24 protein-coding genes are annotated in these 22,624 nt (G+C 48.8%); 15 read left to right on the top strand and 9 right to left on the bottom strand.

Translation table 11 applies throughout. The annotated features are described in order from the left end of the window. The 3 genes from Q1V74_RS09510 to Q1V74_RS09520 form a co-directional block, all read right to left on the bottom strand. On the bottom strand, positions 1–591 hold a 591-nt coding region (locus Q1V74_RS09510; protein ID WP_300648436.1), incomplete at its 3' end, for a GTP-binding protein. 203 nt (positions 592–794) lie between these two features. Continuing rightward, on the bottom strand, positions 795–1,391 hold the full coding sequence (locus tag Q1V74_RS09515) for an isochorismatase family cysteine hydrolase (RefSeq protein ID WP_300648438.1): 597 nt from the start codon (positions 1,389–1,391) through the stop codon (positions 795–797). Between the two features lie 129 nt (positions 1,392–1,520). Then, on the bottom strand, positions 1,521–2,810 hold the full coding sequence (locus Q1V74_RS09520; RefSeq protein WP_300648440.1) for a DEAD/DEAH box helicase: 1,290 nt from the start codon (positions 2,808–2,810) through the stop codon (positions 1,521–1,523). Positions 2,811–3,084: 274 nt separating this feature from the next. Between Q1V74_RS09520 and Q1V74_RS09525 the strand changes: the two genes are divergently transcribed. Genes Q1V74_RS09525 through Q1V74_RS09545 form a run of 5 tightly spaced genes read left to right on the top strand, consistent with a single transcriptional unit; the run spans position 3,085 to position 7,960 of the window. Next, positions 3,085–3,696, top strand: a complete 612-nt coding sequence (locus Q1V74_RS09525; protein ID WP_260651033.1) for a LemA family protein — start codon at positions 3,085–3,087, stop codon at positions 3,694–3,696. Positions 3,697–3,756: 60 nt separating this feature from the next. Next, on the top strand, positions 3,757–4,626 hold the full coding sequence (locus Q1V74_RS09530) for a YgcG family protein (RefSeq protein ID WP_300648443.1): 870 nt from the start codon (positions 3,757–3,759) through the stop codon (positions 4,624–4,626). A 9-nt stretch (positions 4,627–4,635) separates the two neighbouring features. Further along, positions 4,636–5,121, top strand: a complete 486-nt coding sequence (locus Q1V74_RS09535) for a TPM domain-containing protein (RefSeq protein ID WP_300648445.1) — start codon at positions 4,636–4,638, stop codon at positions 5,119–5,121. A 2-nt stretch (positions 5,122–5,123) separates the two neighbouring features. After that, positions 5,124–6,527, top strand: a complete 1,404-nt coding sequence (locus Q1V74_RS09540) for a DUF2868 domain-containing protein (RefSeq protein ID WP_300648447.1) — start codon at positions 5,124–5,126, stop codon at positions 6,525–6,527. Continuing rightward, positions 6,524–7,960 (top strand): GTPase/DUF3482 domain-containing protein, encoded by a 1,437-nt coding sequence (locus tag Q1V74_RS09545; RefSeq protein ID WP_300648449.1) that lies wholly within the window; start codon positions 6,524–6,526, stop codon positions 7,958–7,960. The genes Q1V74_RS09540 and Q1V74_RS09545 overlap by 4 nt, the downstream gene beginning before the upstream one ends. Here Q1V74_RS09545 and Q1V74_RS09550 read toward each other — a convergent pair. From Q1V74_RS09550 to fmdA, 5 genes are all read right to left on the bottom strand, one after another. After that, positions 7,934–9,781, bottom strand: coding sequence for an SLC13 family permease (locus Q1V74_RS09550; protein WP_300648451.1), 1,848 nt, complete (start codon positions 9,779–9,781; stop codon positions 7,934–7,936). The genes Q1V74_RS09545 and Q1V74_RS09550 overlap by 27 nt on opposite strands. A gap of 89 nt (positions 9,782–9,870) precedes the next feature. Beyond that, positions 9,871–11,415 (bottom strand): hypothetical protein, encoded by a 1,545-nt coding sequence (locus tag Q1V74_RS09555; protein ID WP_300648453.1) that lies wholly within the window; start codon positions 11,413–11,415, stop codon positions 9,871–9,873. 100 nt (positions 11,416–11,515) lie between these two features. Then, on the bottom strand, positions 11,516–12,190 hold the full coding sequence (locus tag Q1V74_RS09560) for an HAD family phosphatase (protein ID WP_300648455.1): 675 nt from the start codon (positions 12,188–12,190) through the stop codon (positions 11,516–11,518). A 61-nt stretch (positions 12,191–12,251) separates the two neighbouring features. Beyond that, positions 12,252–12,545 (bottom strand): FmdB family zinc ribbon protein, encoded by a 294-nt coding sequence (locus Q1V74_RS09565; RefSeq protein ID WP_300648457.1) that lies wholly within the window; start codon positions 12,543–12,545, stop codon positions 12,252–12,254. A gap of 53 nt (positions 12,546–12,598) precedes the next feature. Then, the gene (gene fmdA, locus Q1V74_RS09570) at positions 12,599–13,798 is read right to left on the bottom strand and encodes a formamidase (RefSeq protein WP_300648459.1); all 1,200 of its coding nucleotides are present in this window, start codon (positions 13,796–13,798) and stop codon (positions 12,599–12,601) included. Between the two features lie 118 nt (positions 13,799–13,916). Here fmdA and Q1V74_RS09575 point away from each other — a divergent pair, with 118 nt between their 5' ends. Further along, positions 13,917–14,837: a LysR family transcriptional regulator gene (locus tag Q1V74_RS09575; protein WP_300648461.1), complete on the top strand. Its 921-nt coding sequence runs from the start codon at positions 13,917–13,919 to the stop codon at positions 14,835–14,837. Here Q1V74_RS09575 and Q1V74_RS09580 read toward each other — a convergent pair. Beyond that, entirely contained in the window at positions 14,834–15,406 is a 573-nt protein-coding gene (locus Q1V74_RS09580; RefSeq protein WP_260650948.1) for a TetR/AcrR family transcriptional regulator, read from the bottom strand. The two genes, Q1V74_RS09575 and Q1V74_RS09580, sit on opposite strands and share 4 nt — an antisense overlap. A gap of 271 nt (positions 15,407–15,677) precedes the next feature. On the opposite strand from Q1V74_RS09580, the gene Q1V74_RS09585 reads away from it, so the two are divergent. The 9 genes from Q1V74_RS09585 to Q1V74_RS09625 are packed head-to-tail and all read left to right on the top strand — an operon-like array spanning position 15,678 to position 22,538. Further along, positions 15,678–16,493 (top strand): alpha/beta hydrolase, encoded by an 816-nt coding sequence (locus tag Q1V74_RS09585; RefSeq protein WP_260650950.1) that lies wholly within the window; start codon positions 15,678–15,680, stop codon positions 16,491–16,493. A gap of 7 nt (positions 16,494–16,500) precedes the next feature. Further along, positions 16,501–16,803, top strand: a complete 303-nt coding sequence (locus Q1V74_RS09590; protein WP_260650951.1) for a hypothetical protein — start codon at positions 16,501–16,503, stop codon at positions 16,801–16,803. Next, positions 16,803–17,651 (top strand): hypothetical protein, encoded by an 849-nt coding sequence (locus Q1V74_RS09595; protein ID WP_260650952.1) that lies wholly within the window; start codon positions 16,803–16,805, stop codon positions 17,649–17,651. Before Q1V74_RS09590 ends, Q1V74_RS09595 begins: the two co-directional genes overlap by 1 nt. Next, positions 17,651–18,004 (top strand): non-heme iron oxygenase ferredoxin subunit, encoded by a 354-nt coding sequence (locus tag Q1V74_RS09600; protein WP_260650953.1) that lies wholly within the window; start codon positions 17,651–17,653, stop codon positions 18,002–18,004. Before Q1V74_RS09595 ends, Q1V74_RS09600 begins: the two co-directional genes overlap by 1 nt. 41 nt (positions 18,005–18,045) lie before the next feature. Further along, positions 18,046–19,392, top strand: a complete 1,347-nt coding sequence (locus Q1V74_RS09605; RefSeq protein ID WP_300648466.1) for an aromatic ring-hydroxylating dioxygenase subunit alpha — start codon at positions 18,046–18,048, stop codon at positions 19,390–19,392. 12 nt (positions 19,393–19,404) lie between these two features. Continuing rightward, on the top strand, positions 19,405–19,929 hold the full coding sequence (locus tag Q1V74_RS09610; protein ID WP_260650955.1) for a 3-phenylpropionate/cinnamic acid dioxygenase subunit beta: 525 nt from the start codon (positions 19,405–19,407) through the stop codon (positions 19,927–19,929). Positions 19,930–19,939: 10 nt separating this feature from the next. Then, the gene (gene hcaB, locus Q1V74_RS09615) at positions 19,940–20,734 is read left to right on the top strand and encodes a 3-(cis-5,6-dihydroxycyclohexa-1,3-dien-1-yl)propanoate dehydrogenase (RefSeq protein ID WP_260650956.1); all 795 of its coding nucleotides are present in this window, start codon (positions 19,940–19,942) and stop codon (positions 20,732–20,734) included. Between the two features lie 23 nt (positions 20,735–20,757). Continuing rightward, positions 20,758–21,738 (top strand): nitronate monooxygenase, encoded by a 981-nt coding sequence (locus tag Q1V74_RS09620; RefSeq protein ID WP_260650957.1) that lies wholly within the window; start codon positions 20,758–20,760, stop codon positions 21,736–21,738. Positions 21,739–21,752: 14 nt separating this feature from the next. Next, positions 21,753–22,538: a fumarylacetoacetate hydrolase family protein gene (locus Q1V74_RS09625; RefSeq protein WP_260650959.1), complete on the top strand. Its 786-nt coding sequence runs from the start codon at positions 21,753–21,755 to the stop codon at positions 22,536–22,538. Positions 22,539–22,624 lie beyond the last annotated feature (86 nt).

A 22,624-nucleotide genomic window follows, 5' to 3' on the forward strand; every position in this document is an offset into this window, starting at 1 on the left:
ATCTTTGTTTTTGTTGTCAAACACATGCATTTGGTCTTTGGGTAGGTTAAAAACCCCACCAAAACGTTTTGCCATGCCCACTGGCCAAGAAAACGGGATGGCATCCATGCCTAGGTGATCCTCGATTTCGGATAGCAAATCAAGGGGCTCTTGGACTTCGCGGTCTAATTTGTTGATGAAAGTAATAATCGGGGTGTTACGAGCGCGACAGACTTGGAGTAAACGGATGGTTTGTGGTTCCACACCATTGGCGGCGTCAATGACCATTAGGGCTGCATCAACAGCGGTAAGAACGCGATAAGTGTCTTCGGAGAAGTCTTGGTGTCCGGGGGTATCGAGCAGGTTGATCACGCAGTCACGGTATTCCATTTGCATCACGGACGATGCTACAGAAATCCCCCGTTGCTTTTCTATATCCATCCAGTCTGACGAGGCGTGGCGATCAGATTTACGAGATTTTACGCTACCAGCAATTTGGATAGCGCCCGCAAATAAGAGCAGTTTTTCTGTCAGGGTGGTTTTACCCGCGTCCGGGTGAGAAATAATAGCAAAGGTACGACGCTTGGCGACTTCTTTAGCGATGTTGGACATGAGTTGTGTAGAAAAAAATGGCGGCGATATAAGGCCGCTTTAGATAATAAGAATAGAGTTATTTTCCCTGATATTGGGTTTGGATACAATGTTCCGTCGTATAAGAAAAACTAAGCGAGATGGTGTTTTGTTATGGTTAGCGCCTACTTACCATGAGGTGAAAAGATAGCAGCCCGTTAGGGAATCTTACGGGCCTTAGAGGGTTAAGAGGAAGTGATCTCGGCGAGGGTTTTGATATCTGCGACGAGGCGCATGTTTTCTATAGAGGCTTGGTGAACCGCTAGGGTGGGGGCGGCGCAGCAGTCTTCTACCACTGTGACGTAATAACCGTAGTCTACCCCATTACGAGCTGTGTGTTCGACGATGTTGTTGGTGACAACACCAAATAAAATCAAATGTTCGATGCCTTTTTGCTGGAGGCTTTGATGAAGTTGACTATCTTGAAAAGCACCCACACGTTGATGTGTGATGATGGTTTCCCCATCTAGGGGTTGAATTTCATCAATAAAATCAGCACCCCATGTGCCTTCTACTAAAGCGTCCATCTCTTTAACAATAGTAAGCAAAGGTGAGTTTGCTACCAGATCCGTGTGTCCAGGCTGAAAGCGTACGGCTACGTGGATAACGGGGATCTGTTGCGAACGAGCGTACTCCACTAAGGCTTTTCCTTGATTGGCAACATCTCGAGCAACGACTTGCTCACCAAACATCGGACCAAACTTACCTTTTGGGGAGGCAATATCGTTGACCATGTGTAGCGATAAGATCGCTGTTTTTTTAGGATCAAATAGGGTTGTCATCCATCTCTCCTTATCTTATTAGTAGGTGAATTGGCACTGGCCAAACAGAACTGTTCGGGCTATGTCTGTATCATAGCCCAAGGTTATGGATTATACGGAAATAAACAAACAGTTCTGTATGTTTAGTTGTTATTTTAGATTGATTGGCGCTGTACCAGAGCTGCGTTTAGCTGCTGGTGTGCGTTTGCGGGGGCGGCGCTTGGTGGTTGATGTTTTGGCACGGGGGTTATTACGTGCGGGGGGACGGTTAACAGGGGGCTCGGGCAAGTCGGGAGGAGTAAAGCCCTCGATGGTGATGGGCTCAATAGTACGTTGAATCAGGCGCTCGATTGCTTTAAGCAAACGGTTTTCTGATGGATCTACCAGTGAAATGGCTCGCCCTTCGCTACCAGCTCGACCGGTACGGCCAATACGGTGCACATAATCCTCTGCAACTTGGGGTAGCTCAAAATTAATCACATAGGGGAGCTGCTCAATATCTAACCCGCGAGCTGCGATGTCAGTGGCTACAAGTACTGCAATTTTTCCGGATTTAAATCCTGCTAAAGCGCGTGTGCGCGCCGCTTGGCTTTTGTTGCCATGTAAGGCGGCGGCGCTAAGACCGTCTTTACTTAATTTTTCCGCAAGGCGATTTGCTCCGTGTTTGGTGCGACAAAAAACCAAAACCTGATGCCAGCCGCTTTGGCGAATGATATGGCTGACCAGTTCGCGCTTGTGGCGTTGTTCGGTAAAAACCACTTGTTGGCAAATGAGTTCCGATGTTGTGTTGCGTGGGGCAACGGAAATCTCGACAGGGTCATGTAGGGCATTACGTGCCAGATCTCGAATCTCATCGGAAAAGGTAGCAGAAAAGAGCAGAGTTTGACGCTGACTGGGGATGAGTTTCAGGATGCGTCGAATATCCCGAATAAAGCCCATATCTAACATACGATCGGCCTCGTCCAGTACGACGGTTTCCACATCTTTGAGTTGGATGGTTTTTTGTCCTAAATGATCTAAAAGACGACCAGGTGTGGCGACCACAATATCGATAGGTTTTTTTAACGCTTGTATTTGTGGATTAATATTGACGCCACCAAATAACACCAAAGAGCGGATACGTGTGTATTGACTGTAGAGACGCACCGAAGCTTCTACTTGGGCGGCGAGCTCACGCGTAGGTGTCAAAATCAATGCTCGAGGGCTGCCTGCCTGTTGAGTGGGGCGCGGCTGCGTTAGGATGTGGTGCAAAATAGGCAGGGTAAAACCAGCCGTTTTGCCGGTGCCGGTTTGGGCGGCAGCAAGCACGTCTTTGCCTTGTAGCACATGTGGGATGGCTTGGGCTTGGATAGGAGTGGGGGCATCGTAACCCGTATCGCGAATCGCACGCAATAAGGGGTCTGCCAATGATAATGCGGCAAAAGTAATAGAGGTATTCAAGGTATTTCCAGCGACTAGCCTATTACGTCATCGTAATACCAATCTAGGCTGACAGAATGAGGTTGAAGGCGAATATGCCATCGCAGGAAGGCCTGCGTAGAAATGAAAACGCAACGATTGGCGTGCTACGTGAGTTTTTTATTATAACGATAAAGGTAAGTGGAGGACATAAAAACAATGTTTATTCACTTTTTTTGGCTTGCCGCCGACACAGAGCCCGTATAACCTAAGCGAAGATTGAGCTATTTTGTGCTTTGATTTTGAGGCGAAAAAAATGAAACAGTATTTACGATGGTTGTTGTTGAGCCTAGTTGCATTGGTGTTAAGTGGCTGTGGCTATAATGAAATTCAACGTTTAGATGAGCAAGTTAAGGCGGCTTGGTCGCAGACCTTAAACCAATATGAGCGTCGTGCGGATTTGGTGCCCAAGCTTGTGAGTTCAGTCAATGCATATATGATTAATGAGCGTACGGTATTGACTGATGTGACAGAAGCTCGAGCCAAGGTTGGGCAAATTCATTTAAAAGTCGATGATTTGGATAACCCAGAGCTCATGGCAAAATTCTCCCAAGCCCAAGGCCAGCTCTCTTCGGCTTTATCACGTTTAATGGCGGTGGCAGAAAACTATCCTCAGCTTAAAAGCGATGGCTTAGTCCGTGATCTTATGACACAGCTCGAGGGTACAGAGAACCGAATCGCGACCGAGCGAGGTCGGTTTGTACAGGCGGTCCAAGAATATAATTTATACATTCGCCAGTTCCCTACGGTAATTACAGCTAAGGTTTTTGGTTATAAGGTCAAAGAGAACTACGGTGTAGATCGTCAGGACGAAATCACGCGTAACCCAGAGGTGCGTTTTGATTTACCTGCTGGGGCGACAAACTAATAGGGAAAAGGAATAGTTATGGTTTTGGCTTTTGAGCGACAGCCCTTTTGGCGAGGGCTGGTGAGTATATGGTTAGTGGCGTTACTGAGTATGGCGTGGCCAGCTTGGGCTAAAGACCAGCCTATTCCTAAACTTGATAGTTGGTTAGTCGATACCACGGGCACATTTAATTCTGCACAAAAACAAGCCCTGACACAGCGGCTCCAAGCTTTTGAACAAAGTAAAGGGGCGCAGATTTTTGTGTTGGTGGTGTCAACCACTGGTACGGAGGGCATTGACTCTTACACCCGTCGGGTTTATGACCAATGGAAAGTTGGTCGTAAAAAAGTGGATGATGGCATTTTGCTCGTGGTCGCTAAAGACGATAGGCGCTTACGTATTGAGGTGGGCTATGGGCTCGAGGGCGCGGTGACAGACTTACAGGCGGGCCGTATTATTCGTGAGTTTATTACCCCCGCTTTTACACAGGGGGATTATGTCGGGGGTATTAATGCCGGTGTAGAAAAACTCATGGGTCTGGTCGAAGGAGAACCGCTTCCTCCGCCTATCAAATCCAGTCAGGTAGATACTGACGAGGAAGGCCCGATTGCTATTTTATTGCCATTGGCATTTTTTTCTTTTGTGTTGCCACCAGTGGCGGCGGCCTTAATTATTGGCTTATTTAGCTTCTTTGTATTTTGGAGTGTGCCTTTGGCGCTGGTAGGCGCTGTGGTAGCGTTTGTTTTATCTCTTATTGGTAAAGCATTTGGTGCCGGAGGAAGAGGTAACTCAGGGCGAGCCTCACGCCGAGGCGCCGCAATTGGTGGTTTAGGTGGTGGCTTTGGTGGGGGATTTGGCGGTGGCGGCGGTGGCGGTTTTGGTGGGGGTAGCGGCTTTGGTGGCGGCGGCGGTGGTAGTAGCGGCGGCGGCGGTGCCTCAGGAAGCTGGTAGGGAGCGGATATGAAAAAAATCAAACAAATTACCGGTATTGCTGCTCTTGAAGGCCAATGGCTACGACGTCGTCATTTTGATGAGGAAGTACTGGCTCATGTGGCAGAGCGTATTAAGCAGAGTGAAAGCACACATACGGGTGAGCTAGTTTTGGCGGTTGAGGCTGTGATGCCTAAACATGAAAAGCATCCACATTATCGAGCATTGGAAGTCTATGGCCGTTTACGCGTATGGGATACTCCGCTTAATAGTGGGGTATTGCTGTATTTAGCCTTAGATCAACGAGCCATAGAAATCATTGCAGACCGAGGTATTACAGCAAGTTCAGCCCAATGGCAGCAAGTCTGTGTGCGTTTGCAAGCGCGTTTGGCTAAAGGGGATTACATAGAGGGCTTATTAGCGGCTGTAGATGATATAGAGCAAATCTTACAAAAGCATGCCCCCGAGGGTGATCACACAGCAGATGTGCTGTCGAATGCGCCGGTTTTGCTGTAGCGATGAAAGACGTTGATGTTTCTTCCGCCTATTGGCTTGCAGAGGCCCTTCGCTTAAAGGAAAGTCAGTGGGGGCCGATAGAGGACACAGCAGAGGTGCGCCGCGTGGTGGCGGCGGGCGGTGATTTTACACAGCGGGTTTTGCGTCGTGCGTGCTATTTAGGGGAACGTTTAGGTTGGTTGTTGGTTCAGCAGCAGGTATTACGCTGGTTACGTGGCTGTGTGTTAGTTTTAGGCGTGATATTTATATTGCTCGGCCTAGGGATGGCGGCTGGTGCTTTGAGTCGTCCTCATGGCTCTGTGAATATTTTATTGGCTTGGGTAGCCTTATTAGGGGCGCCAAGCTTGAGTTTGTTACTCTGGCTCGTTTCGTTTTGGTGGCAGCCACACCAAGAGGGGCGCGGCTTTGTGGTGGGGCATATCACCATGTGGTTAAGTCAGCGTTTTGTTCGCGGGCCGGATCAAGCTCTGATGTTACGTGCTTTACTCAGCTTATGGGGGCAACAAGCCTCATTACGTTGGCGTTTTGGCTTACTCAACCATGTTTTGTGGCTGCTAGCGTTGCTTGCGGCGGCGGTCATGCTGGTACTTTTGCTTACCGCAAAACGGTATAGCTTTGCTTGGGAGACAACATTGCTGACCCCGAGCCATTTTGTGGCGTGGGTGCAGCTGGTTGGGTGGTTGCCGCAGCAGTTAGGCTTTGCTATGCCAGAAATGGCGGTGATTGCTCAAAGTGATGGCAGTACGCTTTTACCTATGAGCGCACAGGTGCAATGGTCCCAGTGGCTGTTAGGCTGCTTGGTGGTATATGGCATGTTGCCTCGATTGATGGCGTTGTTTGTCTGCATATTTATGCTTTGGCGCGCACAGCGGCGAAGATCTGAGCTAGGTGCGTTACCAGGGATTACAGAGCTTAAGCCTCGCTTGCAACCGCAAACGGAATATGTGGGTGTGGATGCGATAGCTGGTGAGGATCAGGTCCCGCAGGCTCAGGTGGTGCAAGAACGCCCCGCTTTGCTTGCACCGACGGCAGTGATAGGAATCGAGTTACCATCCGATCAGGTTTGGCCTCCTTTTATGTTGCCCGATAGGTGGCGAGACGAGGGAGTGGTGGATAGCCGTGAGCAGCGCCATCAGTTATTAACAGCACTAGTTCAGCACCCGGTAACGCATTTAGTATTGTGTGTGGATGCGGAGCAAACGCCAGATCGGGGGGTAGTGGCATGGTTAGCAGAGCTAGCTACGTATGCGGATTATTGCTCTATTTATTTATTAAATGCTAAAGACAATCAACATGGCGAAAAGCCTGATCGACGCGAGTCGTGGTATGAACGATTAAAGAAAGCGGGTTTTTATGCTATTTATACTCATTCAGAACCGTTGCTTTTCGAGTTAAGCTCATCATGATCGAAACCACTCTTGCTCCTTTAAAACTTGCTGTGGTGGGGCACACCAATACGGGGAAAACATCGTTACTGCGCACGTTGACGCGGGATACGTATTTTGGCGAGGTACGTAATAGCCCAGGTACAACGCGTCATGTAGAGGGAGTGCGTTTAAAAATCGCTGATCAGACATTAATCGAACTGTTTGATACGCCGGGTATGGAAGACAGTATGGCGTTGTTGGATTATTTGCAGCGTCTAACTAACGAGCAAGGGCGAATGGATGAGCCCGAACGCATTGCCTTGTTCTTACAAACGCCGGAAGCGAATGAGCGTTTTGAACAAGAGGCTCGGGTATTACGCCAACTTTTACAAAGCGATGCCGGTTTATATGTGATTGATGTACGAGATCCTGTGCTTGCTAAGCACAAGGATGAAATACGTGTGTTGGCCCAGTGTGGTAAGCCCTTATTACCTGTATTAAATTTCACGCGTAGTCCTGAGCAACGGATAGAAGAATGGCGTACGGCGCTTGCGCATTTAGGCTTACATGCTCTAGCAGAGTTTGATACAGTAGCGCCGGCGTTAAATGGCGAGGCATTGCTTTACGAAAAGCTGGCTTTGCTGGTGTCAGCGGCACATAGTGAGCAGTTGCAGCGCTTAAGTGTGGATGTGGCGCAGCAGCGTCAACAACGCATGCAAGATGCTTGGCGGTTGTTAGCCGAGCTCTTAGTGGATGTGGCGGCGTGGCGCTTGACCAGTCCTTCGCAAAAAGCCCTTTTGGAGCAAAATGTTCAAACCTTGCATGAAACAATTCGCTTGCGAGAAGAAGCTTGTGTTAAAGCTTTGTTGCGGCGTTTTAATTTCACCACACGTGACTACTTGCCCGATCATATTGCTCTAGAGGGCTATCGCTGGGAAACGGATTTATTTCATCCCGAGGTGCTAAAAGAGCTCGGTATTCAGGTTGGGAAGGGGGTAGCTGCTGGGGCGATGGCAGGAGCAACGTTTGATCTACTAACAGCTGGTTTAAGCTTAGGCTCTGGTACATTGATTGGGGCGGCGGCGGGTGGGATTTGGCAGGGGGTAGATAAATGGGGGCAGCGCTTAATAGGCAAGTGGCGTGGCGAAACGGAGCTCACAGTAGACGATAGTGTGATTCGAGTATTGGCTTTACGCCAAATTGCGCTTATTCATGCTTTAGCGCAGCGTGGGCATGCCGCGCAAGCTCCTATTGCCATCTCTCGGGCACAGATCGCCTTAGATAGTGGTTCGCTTTCCGAGGAGAGCACACCAATTAATTGGCGCTCCGGGCCTTTGCCCGATGCCATAGAGCAAGCCCGGGCTCACCCTGAATGGTCCTCCCTGCACCCGCGTCACTTGCCGAGTGCGCGTCGGGAGCAGGCCATCGTGGCACTGGTGCAGCAGCTAGAGGGGCCAAAAGTAGAGCAGTAAAGGGATAGTACTAACCACAAGTAAGATGTCGAGTGGCAGCCCCATGCGCCAGTAGTCTCCAAACCTAAAACCGCCGGGACCTAAAATAAGCGTATTGTTCTGGTGACCAATGGGGGTAAGAAAAGCGCAGGAGGCCCCTATGGCTACGGCCATTAAAAAGGTATCGGGGTTGACGCTTAATTGTTGCGCTGTGCCAATGGCCACAGGACTCATGACGGCAGCGGTAGCGGCATTATTCATAAGATCAGATAGCCCCATGGTGGCCACCATAATAAGCACAAGCGCCCACATGGTATTACCCTGTGCGACATAATCTAATAAAAATGTAGCAATCGATGCGGCGGCTCCGGTGCTTTCCATGGCTTGTGCGACAGGAATCAGCGCGGCAAGTAAAACGATCACTGACCAGTCTACCGCTTGGTAAACATTGCGGATCGCAATCACATTAAGCAGTAACAGTAAGAGCACACCAAACATAAAACTTACTGCAGCCGAAGCCAGCCCTGTGGCGGCGAGTATGACACTCAACAGCATAATACCAGCCGATAGCAGCATTTTTTGGCGATCGGGAACGCGTAAAGGACGGGTTGCGAGGGGAGCGCATCCGCCTACCGAGGCAAAATCGGCCACATTTTCGGCTGCGCCTTGTAAGAGCAGCACATCCCCAATGCGTAAGGGGGTTTGTTTAAGACGCGTTCTAGAGCGAGTACCCTGACGAGAAATAGCGAGTAAGTTAATTCGATATAAAGAGCGCAGACGTAAGTCAGCGGCACTACGTCCAATAAGCGGAGACCCTGGCAAAATAGCGAGCTCAGAGAGCTCATTGGAATAACTGCCTTTTTCTTTTTTCTCTTTAGTTTTATCGCCATTGGCTGATGTTTTCGCTTCGGTGGCTTGTGCCGCGGGTAGCTCCTCGGGAGGGGTGGAGGGGGCTTTGTCCTCATTAAATACGAGGCCTAGCACATCGAGATTTTTGGCTAAGGCTTCTGGATCGGCTTCGATAAGAAGTACATCATTTTCTACTAGGCTTAGTGCTGGGTTGGGGGCATTGAGACGAATGTCTTTACGAATTAAACCCAGAATTTGGCTATCTGTTTGATCTAGCGTGGACTGGACTTCGCCCAGACGCATCCCTATGGCTTTACTTTCGGCGGGGACACGGGCCTCGGTAAGATACGCGCCGGTATCAAAAGAATCTTTGCCCGCGCGCTCTCGTACCGGAATGAAGCGCCAACCGAGCAGACAAATAAATAAAATACCAATGATGGCTACGCTTACGCCAACGGGGCTAAAGTCAAACATATGGAAGCCTGAGCCCGAAGTTTGAGTACGAAAGCTAGAGACGATCAAGTTAGAGGGGGTACCAATCAAAGTTGTTAGCCCGCCTAAAATCGTGCCATAAGCCAGTGGCATCAGGACTTGGCCGGGCGCTAATTGATAACGATTGGCCATCTGTAGAGCCACCGGCATGAGTAAGGCCAGAGCACCTACATTATTCATAAAGCCTGATAAAAAAGCGCCTAAAGCTGTAAGCGTCAGCAAGGCAATGGTGGGCGAGCCTTTTTTAGGGAGCACACGGTGAGCTAGAGCATCGACAACCCCTGTTTGCTGCAACGCGTAGCTGAGAATCAAAATACAAGCAACCGTGACTACCGCTGGGTGACTAAACCCCATAAAGGTGTCTTTGGGGTCAACCAGGCCTAAGAACGTACATAACAAGAGGGCAATAATGGCTACAATATCGTGCCGCCAGCGACCAAACAGAAATAACCCAATGGTGATAAGCAAAATCAGGACGATGAGTACGGCGGGGCTAAGCATGATCTCTCCCGTTAGTTTAGTTCTTATGACTATAAGGCAGATAGGTAGGAAAACAAAAAGGTCGTTAAAAAACGACCTTTAATGACACGTTAGCGAGGACGGCTTTGTGGTTGGTCGTCGTCACTGCGTAAGCTAAATAAAGCCGGTGGTGCGGGCAGAATAGTGGGCTTTACCAAAGTAAAGTATAAGAAAAATAAGCCGAGAATAACATAGCCTAAGCTGAATTCTGGGGCTGCGTTCCACCCCAAGCTAGGGGCATGTATTAAACCAATAAAGGCTAAAAAGGCAGTAATAAAACTAAAGACAGCAGCTCGACGGAAATTGTGATCAATCACACATACTGTCATCGCCCCAAACATCATGGCCGTAAACATAGCACCTTGGCCCAGTGGAATAATGCCGCTTGAGATCCCCTCTACGACTTCTCCTGCTTTATTGCCGAATCGCGTCATCAGATAGTTACCAAAGTAGGGCAGCATTGCTATGGCTACTGCTGGGTAATAGCGTTTGGCGTTTGCTTGGTAAGCTGTCGCTACCATTGAAATCCCCACAAAAACCAAAATAGGGGAAACCACAGCAACAGGGATGATCGCGGCCATTGCCGCAATAAGCCCACAGGTCGTCGCTAAAATATAAACCACACCATTTGCAATACTGTATCCGCGCCCTGCACCCATCCATTTAGAGCTAGCCGAAGCAATATAGACTGTTGTGGGAAATAGACCGCCAAACAAAGCACCAAGCATGGTCCCAACGCCATCCACCGCTTGGCATTCCCGTACGTCGTATTCATCGCCTAAGACTTTCATGGCTTCAACGTTGTTCATGGTCTCAATGGCGTTATACAAGGTAATGGGTAATACCACCGTTAATACCCCAACCATGGTGGTAAATAATAAACCCATTCCATCAAAAGCGGCAGTGGTCAAAAGCGGGGGATAAAAACCTAAGTGGCTAAGCCCATTTTGAATGTTTTGTGGGTCGGATTGGCGTAGGGTATAAGCTAAAATTGTACCGATTAGAATGGCAAAAAATGTGGGAGATAAGCGAAAAGGCATGACGACCCGACCAATAATCCCCACAATAATAATGCCAAGCACTACCAAGCCTAAAATAGGCATTTCAAAGGTTTTAAAGAGCATCTCACCACCAATAAAGGTGATGGCTACACCAGCAACAGCCCCTAGCATAGCGGCACGTGGTAGGTTACGTTGCATCCAGCGGCCAGTAAAAGATACGAGAACCTCGATTAGACCACTTAAAAAGCAGGCCCCAGCGGCGATTTTCCATGCAAGATCTGCATCTCCGGTGATGTTTTTAGCGGGCAGTAATACACCAAATAAAAACACAAACATAACAGGAGTGCTAATGCCATAAGACAGGGCTGTGACATCGGCACGCTGCTCACGCGTAGCCAGCCGCTTTGCCATATATGCGTAGTAAAAGTTACCGGTCATCACCGCTATCGCGGCACCGGGCAGGACCTTACCAAAAACGATGTCTTGGCTAAATCCCATGCCTAACATGGCCAGCGCAATCACAATGAAGTTGGCTATATTGTTTTGGAATAAGGCAAAAAACGCATCGGTATCCTCGCGTTTAAACCATGGATAATGAAAAGAGCCCTGTCGCATTATTGATCCGTAGAAGTAGTAAAAAAGCCCACGCGGTTGGTTGCGTGAGCTGATTAAAAATACGGTGCGCTGCACCAATGGTGCGAATTTTAATCGCTAATCAATCATTTTTGCTAGTGCACCTAAGCAATAAGTCGGGTAATTGTTGCATTTGGCTAAACGTATAGTGTGCTCCGGCTTCGAGTAAAGGGTGTGGGTTTTCTGATGACGGGCAGTAAGCAAAGACCGTGGCTCCGGCGGCCACACCAGCCGTAATGCCTGTCACACTATCTTCAATGATGGCGCACGCGGTAGCGGGCGTATGCATAACCTCGGCAGCGCGTAGGTACACATCGGGGTAGGGTTTATTGCGAGGGGTATCGACCCCGCTAAAGATTTTTCCTTGAAAATAGCAACTTAACCCAACCTTATCCAGTTGTAGCAGAATTTTTGATTTTTCTGCTGCTGAAGCACAAGCGAGGTGCTCAGGCCAGTGCTTTTTTAATATTTGCAAGCAGGAGTGAATACCGGGAACAGCAATAACTTGCTGGCGTAGCGCTTGATTACGGCGCAAGGTATAAGCCATTATCCATTCTGCATCTAGCTTTTGCCCTAAGTGTTGTTGAATGTAGTCGATTTCTTCTTGGGTGGATTTACCTAAAAATAGATGTTGGCATTCTGCGTAGCTGAGCGTCCACCCCAGATCTGCTAGCATTTTACGTAATAGATTTAAACGAATGGGCTCGCTGTCGACGAGCACCCCATCGCAGTCAAAGATAATGGCCTGAAATGACATAGACGAGCACCAATAAAAACGGTAGGTGCTTTTATGATACGTGATTTAAACGTAAAAAAAATTACGCGGCAGCACAAACGGAACAGCTGGGGCCTTTGCAGTTATGCAACACCGAGCTGCGAATGCCTTTTTGGGTGCCAGGACCTTCGACATTAACACCGGCGAGCTGTTGCTGTGGCGTGAGTGCGCGCTGAGGACTGCCTTTAATATAAAGGCTACGAGGGGCACTGATTTGAATTTGTAGGGCGTCGTTATCGCAGTGCGCACAGGGGCCTGGGCTATGTCGTTTGGCTACGGGTAAAAAGCGTGTGGTTACAGCGTGACAAGAGGAGCAGGTGTAATCGTAAATAGGCATAAAGATATTCTCGTTGAAGGTGCCTAGGTGCTAGACCTAGGCATGCGTGATCATTAGCTTAATGTGCAGCGAACCCCGGGGCGACCAAAATGTGCCGCGTCGTTAAGGGCTCCTTGAGGCAAGATGTCGGTGTCGAAAATACCAGTAGGCAATGCTAAGGAGGCCGAAGCGTTGGGGACATCTACTACACCGCCGTAACGCCCTTCGACGGGAGCGGCGGTAAGCAGCATATAGGCTTGGCTTGCGTTTAGGTCCGTCACCCGTGTGATGTAGTCAATAGCGGCTAAACAAGCTTGGCGATAAGCAACTGTCGCGTCGAGGTAGTGGTTCACCTCGTTTTCAACACTGATGCCAGTGAAGGTGAGCCATTCGTCGTAACGCACATCGTGGCGACCAGGAACGTAAATGGGAGAGGTGATGCCGTATTTGGCCATGCCGCCCTTAATGAGGTCAAAGCCTAAATGGGCAGCGCCATCCATTTCAATGGCTCCACAGAAGGAAATTTCCCCATCGCCTTGGGAAAAATGCAGGTCCCCTAAAGATAGCCCTGCGCCTTTGACATACACAGGAAAATAAATGCGGGTGCCGACAGTGAGGTTTTTGATATCGAGGTTGCCACCGTGCTCACGTGGAGGTACGGTACGTGCCGCTTCGCTTGCCATACGGTCAAACTCAGCCCCAGATACCCCGCGTAAAACAGCGGTGTCTTTATGAGGGGGGTTGGCTTGCCCTTTTTTTACGAGTACGTCTTCGCGTCGATTCCACTCTTGGAGCAGCTCGTGTGAAGGTAGGGTACCGATTAGGCCTGGGTGAAGCATAGCACCAATGCGTACGCCGGGGATATGGCGAGAGGTAGCGAATTTTCCTCTGAGATCCCAGATTGCCTTATCGGCTTCAGGAAAGTGATCAACGAGAAAAGACCCCCCGTTTTCTTTGGAAAAAACACCAGAAAAGCCAATGGGGGTGACATAGTTAATATCTAGTAGGTCAACGACGAGAATATCGCCAGGCTCAGCACCCTCGACGTGAACAGGGCCGGTAAGAGGGTGCGCGCGCGTTAGGTCCACGTCTCGGACATCATTGGCGCTATCGTTATCTTTAATTTGAGCATCCAGAAAGTCTAAACATTCCAGTATGATTTCCTCTCCGGGCTTAACGCTGGTGAGTTCGGGGATATCGGGGTGCCAGCGGTTATGACCGATTTCTGCTTGTTCGGCTAACGGTTTCCCAGGTTGGATACGGATATGCTGCATGGATTGTCTCCTTTTTTCAGCTTATATTGTGTGGATATGTTGTGTGCGCCATTCGGCCAATTGATGTTAGCTCGAATCAAAGCAAAAAAGCTCTGGGGAAAAGCCCTAGGATAAGGCAATGAATTTACGATTTTTAGATACTTTTTTGGTGATTGCGCGTTTAGGAAGCTTTAGAGCGGCCGCTACTGAGCTGGGTTTAACTCAGGCAGCGATATCTGGGCGCATAGCAACCCTAGAGGCGGACTTAGGGCAAACCTTATTTGAACGTACAGCTCGAGACAGCCGCTTAACTCCAGCGGGTCAAATGCTACTGATGTATGCCAAGCAGCTGTTAGCTACCGAATCAGAGCTAAGGCAAGTTGTTGCTGAGCAAAAACCGTTAGGAGCAGAAACGCTAAAAATAGGGATAAAACAAGAGCTAGCTACAGTTTGGTTGCCGACATTTTTGCCTTTTTTGGCAAGCTTGCACCCTTTAACCCAGATACAAGTCTCTTTAGGCAGTACGGCTTTTCTGCATCAGCAGCTACAGGCTGGAGCTGTGGATATGATAGTGAGTTTTGCGGCCTTGGAGCGGCAGCGAGGGTTGCGCAACATGGTCGTGGCACGGTTGCCCATGGCGTGGGTGGCTTTGCCGCCTGCACAATTACCCTTAGCTATTAGCTTGGATGAAGTGGTGCGACAGGGGGCGTTGATTACCACACAGCCACAGTCACCCCTGGATCTTGTTTTACGCTCGTTGCTTAAAAAAGAAAAAATACAGAACGGTATTGTGCACCAGCTTGTTGGCAGAGATGCAATAGAACAGTTTGTACGTCACAAAGCAGGCACGGCTTTTGTGCCGCGTTTATGGTTCACAGGGGCGATTCAGAAAAAAGAGTTGTGTGCTTTGCCCTGCTTGGTCGAGGTTGAGCCTATACCAGTAGTTTGTAGTTGGCGTAGTGATAGTGATTCACCGCATGCTCACGCTTTTAGAGCAACGTTAAAAGCTTTTATGCGTCAGCAAGCTGCTGACGCAGACGGCGCTATAGTATTGGATTAGTCAGTAGGAACATTGAGCCATTGCTGAATAATGCGCTGATGTTGCTCAAAACGTTCAGCGGTCGGCAGGTTGGGCAGCACAATGGAAATACTTAGTTGATATGCATAGATCAGCGAGGCTGTGTCATGAGCCTGTTGGTCTTTGTATCCCATCTGTTTGAGTACGCTTTCTATATAGCGCAAGCGATGGCTATCGACTTCGTCCATGGCTTGTCTAGCGAGTGGGTCGCGTCTGGCCCATCCCCGAATACCAATCTCAAATGCGGCGGCTTCGCGAGCGGCATTTCCGCGAAAAGGTAAGCTTAAAAGCTGTTGGAGACGCTCGCTGGGGGAATACGGCGAGCTACCTAGCTGTTGAATGATGTTTTCTGTAGCGCGAGCGCGCCAATTGATCAACAGACTTTGTAGAAGATCCTCGCGGCTTTTGAAATGATAATAGAAGCTGCCGCGGGTAATATTGAGCTCTTTGGCAAGGTTATCAATACGTACGGTATCAATGCCGCCTTTGATAAGCATGCGCTGAGCGGCTTGGATCCAGTCTTCCCGGGTAAGGGTAGGGCGAGTCGACATAGTCAGAGTTAATTCTTTCGTTATTGATTTATCAAGACCAAACAGGATTTGGTTTGGTGTTTAATCATATTCAATTTCTGCTAAAAATGACACTATTGTACGTATAAACCCTGTTCATTTGTTGAACATACAGTAGTGCATGTTTTGTTTTTCTTGTGTAATATAGGTAATTGAAGTTCGTTATATATAGGTATTAACCATAGTTTTAGGTGTAAACCTGAGTCCTTAAAATACACATACGTATCTGTATCTTAAAAATATCGGAGGTCAAATGGAAGGCGTAGGAAAGACTCTACTTGCAGCAGGCCATCAAACCAATTATCACGAAGCAGGCGAGGGTGCTCCCCTGTTCTTACTACACGGTTCTGGCCCAGGTGTATCTGGCTGGACGAACTGGGCAAAAACCATGCCCGAGTTTTCTGATAAATGGCGTGTCATCGTGCCTGATATCGCTGGTTTTGGCTTTACCGAGTTCAAAGAAGGTACAAAATACGACATCAAGCTATGGGTTAACCATTTGATTGGCATCATGGATGCGCTGGACATCGAAAAGGCCTCCTTTATTGGTAACTCTTTTGGTGGCGCTGTTGCGATTGGCTTAGCTATTTTCGCGCCTGAGCGTGTAGATAAACTGGTATTGCTAGGTACTCCCGCAGGCGAATTTGAACAAACTCCCGGCCTACGTGGCGCTTGGGTTTATGAGCCCTCCATGGAAAATATGCGTGCGCTCATGGAGCTCTTCCCTTACGACAAGAGTCTGATTACCGATGCGTTGGTCGAGGCTCGCTACAAAGCCAGCGCACGTGAGGGCGCTCAGGATGCGTTACGTAAACTTTTGCCCAAACCTAACGAGGAAGGCCCAACCATTGTTCGTGGTTTCCCTGCCAGCGCGTTAGAAAAAATCACCGCTCCTACGCTTGTGGTACACGGTCGTGAAGACGCGGTGGTTCCTCCCCAGTGTGGTTTATTGATTGCTAATTCGGTTCCCAATGCAGACTTGCACTTGTTTGGTCGTTGTGGACACTGGGTGCAGAGCGAGCAGCCACGTCGTTTTGTGGCCTTAGTTCGCGATTTCTTATCTGAGTGAGGCGGCTATGAGTCGTAACGTATTAGAGCGCGTTTTGTGGCAGTTATCGGTTGAGCGTCCTGCCAAAGAACGCTTCCGTGAAGACCCCGAGGGTTTTTTGTCTCGTTTTGATTTAACCGACGAGGAAAAAGCCATGGTGTTGAATTTTGATGTCAAAGCCATGCAAGAGCTAGGCGTCAATGCGATGTTAACCATGGGTTTTTGGCAAGAAATGGCACCTAACCGCAGCATGCGTTTGTACAAAGAAAAACTGGGTGCTACGGATGAACAAACGGCTGGTTTTTCTGCCGCTCTAAAAGGAAGCAACTAATGGGTAAGATCGTTGGCGGATTTTGGATGCCGCATGACCCTGTAATGTTGGTGTCGCCAGACGCACCACCAAAAGAACAACAAGACGCTGTATGGGGCGCCTATGAAGAGTGTGCGCGTCGTTTAGCGGACTTGAACCCCACATCGGTCATTATTGTGGGCTGTGACCACTACATTCTTTTTGGAACACATTGTTTGCCACGCTACTTAATTGGCACGGGTGATGTGGATGGTCCTATCGAGCGCTTACCTATGCTAGAGCGCGGGGTGGTTAAAAATCACGAGGCTTTGGCCAATCACATTGTGAACGAAGGCGAAAAGCAGCGTATTGACTGGGCCGTAGGTCGTAGCTTTACGATGGACCATAGTTTTGCGATTCCCCATCAGTTTGTGGTGCAACCTGCCGAAAAAGCCTTAGGTCGTACTTTGCCTTCTATTCCTGTTTATCTAGCCTGTGGTGTGGATCCATTTATCTCTTTTGAGCGCTGTGTGGATTTAGGGGAACAAATTCGTGCAGCGGTGGAATCCTTTGATGAGGACGAGCGTGTTGTCATCATTGGTAGCGGTGGTATTAGTCACTGGGTGGGCACTGTAGAAATGGGTCAAGTGGGCGAGGACTTCGATAAAGAAATCCTGCAGCATGGTGTCAATGGCGATCTCAAGGCGCTTTGCTCTTACTCTAACGAAGAAATTTTGCGTCGTGGCGGTAACGGTGCCATGGAGATCCGTACTTTTGCTGTGGCAATGGCCGCAGTTCCTAATCCTAAAGGCGAAGTCATTGTGTATGAACCTGTACCAGAGTGGGTTACCGGTCTAGGTTTCCTTGAGCTCATCGCCGGAGATAAATAATGTCTAAAGTTTTTTTATGCAAAGCCGATGAGTTAGCTCCCGGCGAAATGAAGCGTGTACCCAACGAAGAGGTTGGTGATATTTGTGTATACAACCTTGAGGGTACGTTTTATGCAACAGCAGACCTTTGCACGCATGCAACGGCCTCTTTGGCCGAAGGGGATATTGATGATGACCTCATCACATGTCCTGTGCATTGGGGGCAGTTCCATATCCCAAGTGGCAAGGCAGTGACATTCCCTTGTGAGCGCGATTTGCGTACGTATCGCGTTGAGTTAGAAGGTGATGAGGTTTATGCGGACCTAAGCGCAGAGGCAGAAGAAGCTGCCAGCGATGACAGCAGCCCCATTTAAACCGTAATCGGTCGTTCCATCTGATTTGCTATCGAGGAATTATGAGCAAGGTTATCAACTTAAAACCCATTGAGACCACTCCTGTTATGCAAGGTTTAGACAACCTTTGCAATATGGAAGAAGGTCGCTTGTCTGGTAAGATTTTTTGGGACCAGGAAATTTATGAGCAAGAACTAGAGAAAATTTTTGCTCGTTGTTGGTTATTTGTGGCCCATGAGTCGCAACTACCTAAACCCGGTGATTACCTCACCACCACGATGGGCGAGGACGAGGTGATCGTCGTGCGTCAAAAGGACATGTCCATCAAGGTGTTGATTAACGCCTGTCCTCACCGTGGTAACAAGGTTTGTTTTGCCGAGGCCGGTAATGCGCGTGGTTTTGTTTGTAACTATCACGGTTGGGCTTTTGGTCCTGATGGGGCATTACGCGGTATGCACGAATCCAAAGCCTATGAAGAGTCTGGCTTTGATAAGTCTAAGCACGGTTTACGTGAAGTTGCACAAGTGGACTCATACAAAGGTTTGGTTTTTGCTACCTTTGACCCCGAGGCACCCTCTTTAGAGGAGTACCTAGGTCCAATCACATGGTATCTCGATGTGATATTTGATATGGACGAGGGGGGCACAGAGTTCTTAGGTGGATGTATCCGTTCTACCTACGAGTGTAACTGGAAAGTCGCTGCAGAAAACTTTGTGGGCGATATTCTACATGGTGGTTGGACACACGACTCAGCGGCACGTGCTATGCTCGGCGGCCCTGTGGTTAACGTAGGTGAGCTACCTGAATCTTATGCTGTGAACTGGAACGGTCATGGTTATGAGTTTGCTACCGATGGGATTGGTAACGCGGCCGTTTTAGGTGAGCGTGAAATCAATAAATACTTGCACGAACTACGCCCCAAAGTGGCTGAGCGTTTAGGCGAGTTCCGCGCGCAGCTAACAGGTGCGATTTCGTCTTGTACGATTTTCCCTAACTTCTCTTTCCTACCAGGTCAGAACACGGTTCGTGTGTGGCAGCCTCGTGGTCCCAATAAGATCGAGCTTTATACATGGGTAGTCGTAAACAAAAATGCGCCTGAGCGTATTAAAGAGCTCTGGCGTCGTGGTGCCATGATGACGTTCTCACCTACTGGCGTGTTTGAAATGGATGACGGTGAGAACTGGGAATACTGCACCAAAACGAGCCGTGGCGTCGTTACCCGCTACCAAGACCTTTATGTTGGGTTGGGTATGAACACTTACCTACCTGACTCCGAGCTGCCTGGCAACGTATTTAAAGGCCAAATTAACGAAGCGAACTCCCGTGCTTTCTACCAGCGTTGGAAAGACATGCTCCAGTCCGAAAGCTGGAAGGATGTGCCTGATCGTAATAACGGTAAGCTCAAGTAATCGGAGGGTTTCATGACTGTAAAAAATGAATTAGTTGCGCTAGAAGTCGAGCGCGAAGTCAAAGCGTTTTTGTACCGTGAGGCCCGTTTGCTTGATACAGAGCAGTGGGACGACTGGTTGGCTTTGATGCACGAAGAGGTTCACTACTGGATGCCTGGTATTGAAAACCGTCGTCGTGAAGACAAGTTAGGCCAGTACTCAGCGGATCACATGGCGTATTTTGATGACCACTTACGTGATTTGACCCGTCGTGTTGAGCGTTTTAAGCAAGCTACCGCTTGGGCAGAAAACCCACCTACCCGAAACGTACACATTGTTTCTAATGTAGAGGTTTTTGCTGGCGAAAACGAAGACGAGTTCGTGGTGCATTCTTGCATTTTCAGCGTACGCAGCCGTGGTTTGAATGAGCATTTTGAAATTGCGGCACGCCGAGAAGACGTATTGCGTCGTGTGGATGGGGAACTCAAGATCTTGCGTCGTAAGATTCTGATCCCGAACGCAACGCTTTTATGCAAAAACATCAACACGTTCTTATAAGGAAATAGCAATGGGGTGGCTAGACGGACAGGTAGCTTTGGTCACAGGCGGAACCGGTGGTATTGGTAGCGCTATTGTGCGTCGTTATGTGGCTGAAGGTGCCAAAGTCGGTGTTATGGCTCGTGATGCCACCGCATTGCAGCAGCTCCAAGAGGAGCTGGGCGATGCGGTCGTAACCATACAGGGTGACGTAACTCGTTATCAAGATAATCAGCGTGCTGTTGATACAACTGTGGAGACTTTTGGACGTCTAGACACCTTTGTTGCGAATGCAGCCGTATTCGATTATTTCACTCGTTTGGATCGAATCGAGCCGGAGAAGCTGGAAGAATCCTTTCAGAAACTTTTTGCCGTTAACGTGCAAGGGTATTTGTTAGGAGCGCGTTGTGCGATTGAGCCTTTGCGACAGAGCAAAGGCTCAATGATTTTTACCTTATCTAATAGTGCATTTTATGCTGGTGGGGGTGGCATTTTATATGTTACAGCCAAGCATGCATTGGTGGGGATGATTCGCCAACTGGCCTATGAGCTAGCTCCTGATATTCGTGTGAATGGGGTGTCTCCCGGTGCAACCAGCACACCAATGAAAAGCCTAGAGGGCTTAAATAAACGTAGTGTTCCTTTAAATGAAATCCCTGGGTTTGAACAGGCTGCCGCCGAGGCTGTGCCTTTAAAACGAATTGCTAACCCCGAGGATCACACAGGGCATTATGTATTATTAGCTTCTAAACAAAACTCGGGTCTAACAACCGCTCACATTATTCATAGTGATGGGGGCTGGGAGATCCGTAAAGCCGCTGGTTAGTCTTAATCCCATCAGGAGTCTGAATGAGTGTGAATCTAAACACCCTAAGTCGTGCCGAACTGCAAGCCCAATTATTGAAGCTTCTACAATCACAGCGCTTACCTGCTGTGGCGGCACCGATGTTCTTAGTTTCAAGCCCCGAGCTAACGATTGCTAGCTCTAAAGCTGGCATTATAGGTAGTATTCCAGCTCCGAATGCGCGTACGGTAGAGCAACTAGATCAATGGCTAGCGCATATCTCTGCGGAGCTAGGTCCTGAAAAAAACCAAGGCAAAAGCTATCCTTGGTTGCTGAACATGATTGTTCACTCTACTTATGATCGCTTTGATGCTGAAGTGGAGCTTGTCAAACGCTATAAACCAGCAATTGTGACGACAGCTTTAGGTTCGCCTAAGCGCGTGTTATCTACTGTGCATGAGTACGGCGGTTTGGTGATGGCGGATGTGATTACGCCTACGATGGCGCGTAAGGCGGCGGATGCTGGCGTAGATGGTTTGATTTTAGTTTGTGCAGGAGCCGGTGGTCATACAGGTAAGTACAACCCCTTTTCTTTTTTAGCTGAAGTGCGCGAATTCTGGGACGGGCCGATTGGTTTAGCCGGTGGGGTGTCTAATGGTAAAGATATTCATGCGGCTCGTGTTTTAGGCTATGACTTTGTTTTGATTGGGACACGTTTAATACCTGCTAAAGAGAGCATGGTATCCGACGGTTATCGTCAAATGTTGCTCGAATCAAAAATGGAAGACGTGGTGGCGAGTAAATCGGTCAGTGGCGTGATGGCAAACTGGCTTGTTCCTTCTTTAGAGAAAGCTGGAGTTGACCCTTCGGTAGCGAAGGCAGCGGAAATTGATTTTTCTGGCAATATGGCGGCCGATACGAAGGCCTGGAAGCATATTTGGTCTGCCGGGCATGGTGTAGGGCAGATCAAATCGCTTTATACTGCGGCCGAGCTGGTCGATGAGCTAGAAGCCGAATATCGAAGCAGCTTAGCCCGTACATTTTAAGTCTGGAGAAATTTATGACCAATCAATCAAACATTGAAGCCGCCGCAAGTGTTATTGCTGAATCCCGCCGTTTAGCTCGCCCTTGTTGCCCCATTTCTGAGCGTTTTGGTATTACTTCTATTGAAGATGCCTACGCGATCCAAGAAATCAATACACAGCGCGCTTTGGATGCAGGGGCGCGTCTAGTAGGACGAAAAATCGGTTTGACGTCGGTGGCCGTGCAACAGCAGCTTGGGGTGGATCAGCCCGATTTTGGCATGCTGTTTGCGGACATGGAGTATTTAGATGGAGCTGAAATTGATAGCACCAAACTGATTGCTCCTAAAGCCGAAGGGGAAATCGCTTTTGTATTGGGTAAAGACATTACCCATGCAGATGTCACGATGGCAGAGCTGATCCGTGCTGTGGAATATGTGGTGCCTGCGCTAGAAATCGTGGACTCTGCGATCGAAGACTGGAAGATCACTATTTCGGATACGGTAGCCGATAATGCATCGGCGGCATCGTATGTTTTGGGTAAAAACCCCACTCGTTTACATCAATTAGATTTAAGCCTCGAAGGTATGGTGTTAAACAAAAACCGCCAAACCGCGGCAATGGGTGTGGGTGCGGCCTGTCTAGGCAACCCGTTAGATGCGTGTTTATGGCTAGCGCGTACGATGGTCGAAGTCGGTCGTCCGTTGCAAGCCGGTGATGTGCTGTTGTCGGGTGCCTTGGGTCCCATGGTGCCTGTACAAGCTGGTGATCATTTACAGCTACGCTTAACTCGCTTAGGCGAGGTGAGCTGTCAATTTATCTAAGTTATTTTTGGTTGTCGCCCTTTCTATAGCCAGCATTGTCTGGCTATGGGGGTTGGCTCACCGATAGAGATTGAAAACAGATAGTA

Source organism: Paenalcaligenes sp. (assembly GCF_030152715.1).
In the GTDB taxonomy this organism is placed as follows: Bacteria; Pseudomonadota; Gammaproteobacteria; order Burkholderiales; family Burkholderiaceae_B; genus Paenalcaligenes; species Paenalcaligenes hermetiae.

Coding starts and splice junctions, on each gene's coding strand:
- Q1V74_RS09550 (WP_300648451.1), bottom strand. CDS start 9,781: ATGCTTAGCCCCGCCGTACTCATCGTCCTGATTTTGCTTATCACCATT.
- Q1V74_RS09535 (WP_300648445.1), top strand. CDS start 4,636: ATGAAAAAAATCAAACAAATTACCGGTATTGCTGCTCTTGAAGGCCAA.
- hcaB (WP_260650956.1), top strand. CDS start 19,940: ATGGGGTGGCTAGACGGACAGGTAGCTTTGGTCACAGGCGGAACCGGT.
- Q1V74_RS09605 (WP_300648466.1), top strand. CDS start 18,046: ATGAGCAAGGTTATCAACTTAAAACCCATTGAGACCACTCCTGTTATG.
- Q1V74_RS09540 (WP_300648447.1), top strand. CDS start 5,124: ATGAAAGACGTTGATGTTTCTTCCGCCTATTGGCTTGCAGAGGCCCTT.
- fmdA (WP_300648459.1), bottom strand. CDS start 13,798: ATGCAGCATATCCGTATCCAACCTGGGAAACCGTTAGCCGAACAAGCA.
- Q1V74_RS09610 (WP_260650955.1), top strand. CDS start 19,405: ATGACTGTAAAAAATGAATTAGTTGCGCTAGAAGTCGAGCGCGAAGTC.
- Q1V74_RS09545 (WP_300648449.1), top strand. CDS start 6,524: ATGATCGAAACCACTCTTGCTCCTTTAAAACTTGCTGTGGTGGGGCAC.
- Q1V74_RS09515 (WP_300648438.1), bottom strand. CDS start 1,391: ATGACAACCCTATTTGATCCTAAAAAAACAGCGATCTTATCGCTACAC.
- Q1V74_RS09560 (WP_300648455.1), bottom strand. CDS start 12,190: ATGTCATTTCAGGCCATTATCTTTGACTGCGATGGGGTGCTCGTCGAC.
- Q1V74_RS09565 (WP_300648457.1), bottom strand. CDS start 12,545: ATGCCTATTTACGATTACACCTGCTCCTCTTGTCACGCTGTAACCACA.
- Q1V74_RS09590 (WP_260650951.1), top strand. CDS start 16,501: ATGAGTCGTAACGTATTAGAGCGCGTTTTGTGGCAGTTATCGGTTGAG.
- Q1V74_RS09600 (WP_260650953.1), top strand. CDS start 17,651: ATGTCTAAAGTTTTTTTATGCAAAGCCGATGAGTTAGCTCCCGGCGAA.
- Q1V74_RS09555 (WP_300648453.1), bottom strand. CDS start 11,415: ATGCGACAGGGCTCTTTTCATTATCCATGGTTTAAACGCGAGGATACC.
- Q1V74_RS09575 (WP_300648461.1), top strand. CDS start 13,917: ATGAATTTACGATTTTTAGATACTTTTTTGGTGATTGCGCGTTTAGGA.
- Q1V74_RS09595 (WP_260650952.1), top strand. CDS start 16,803: ATGGGTAAGATCGTTGGCGGATTTTGGATGCCGCATGACCCTGTAATG.
- Q1V74_RS09525 (WP_260651033.1), top strand. CDS start 3,085: ATGAAACAGTATTTACGATGGTTGTTGTTGAGCCTAGTTGCATTGGTG.
- Q1V74_RS09585 (WP_260650950.1), top strand. CDS start 15,678: ATGGAAGGCGTAGGAAAGACTCTACTTGCAGCAGGCCATCAAACCAAT.
- Q1V74_RS09625 (WP_260650959.1), top strand. CDS start 21,753: ATGACCAATCAATCAAACATTGAAGCCGCCGCAAGTGTTATTGCTGAA.
- Q1V74_RS09580 (WP_260650948.1), bottom strand. CDS start 15,406: ATGTCGACTCGCCCTACCCTTACCCGGGAAGACTGGATCCAAGCCGCT.
- Q1V74_RS09620 (WP_260650957.1), top strand. CDS start 20,758: ATGAGTGTGAATCTAAACACCCTAAGTCGTGCCGAACTGCAAGCCCAA.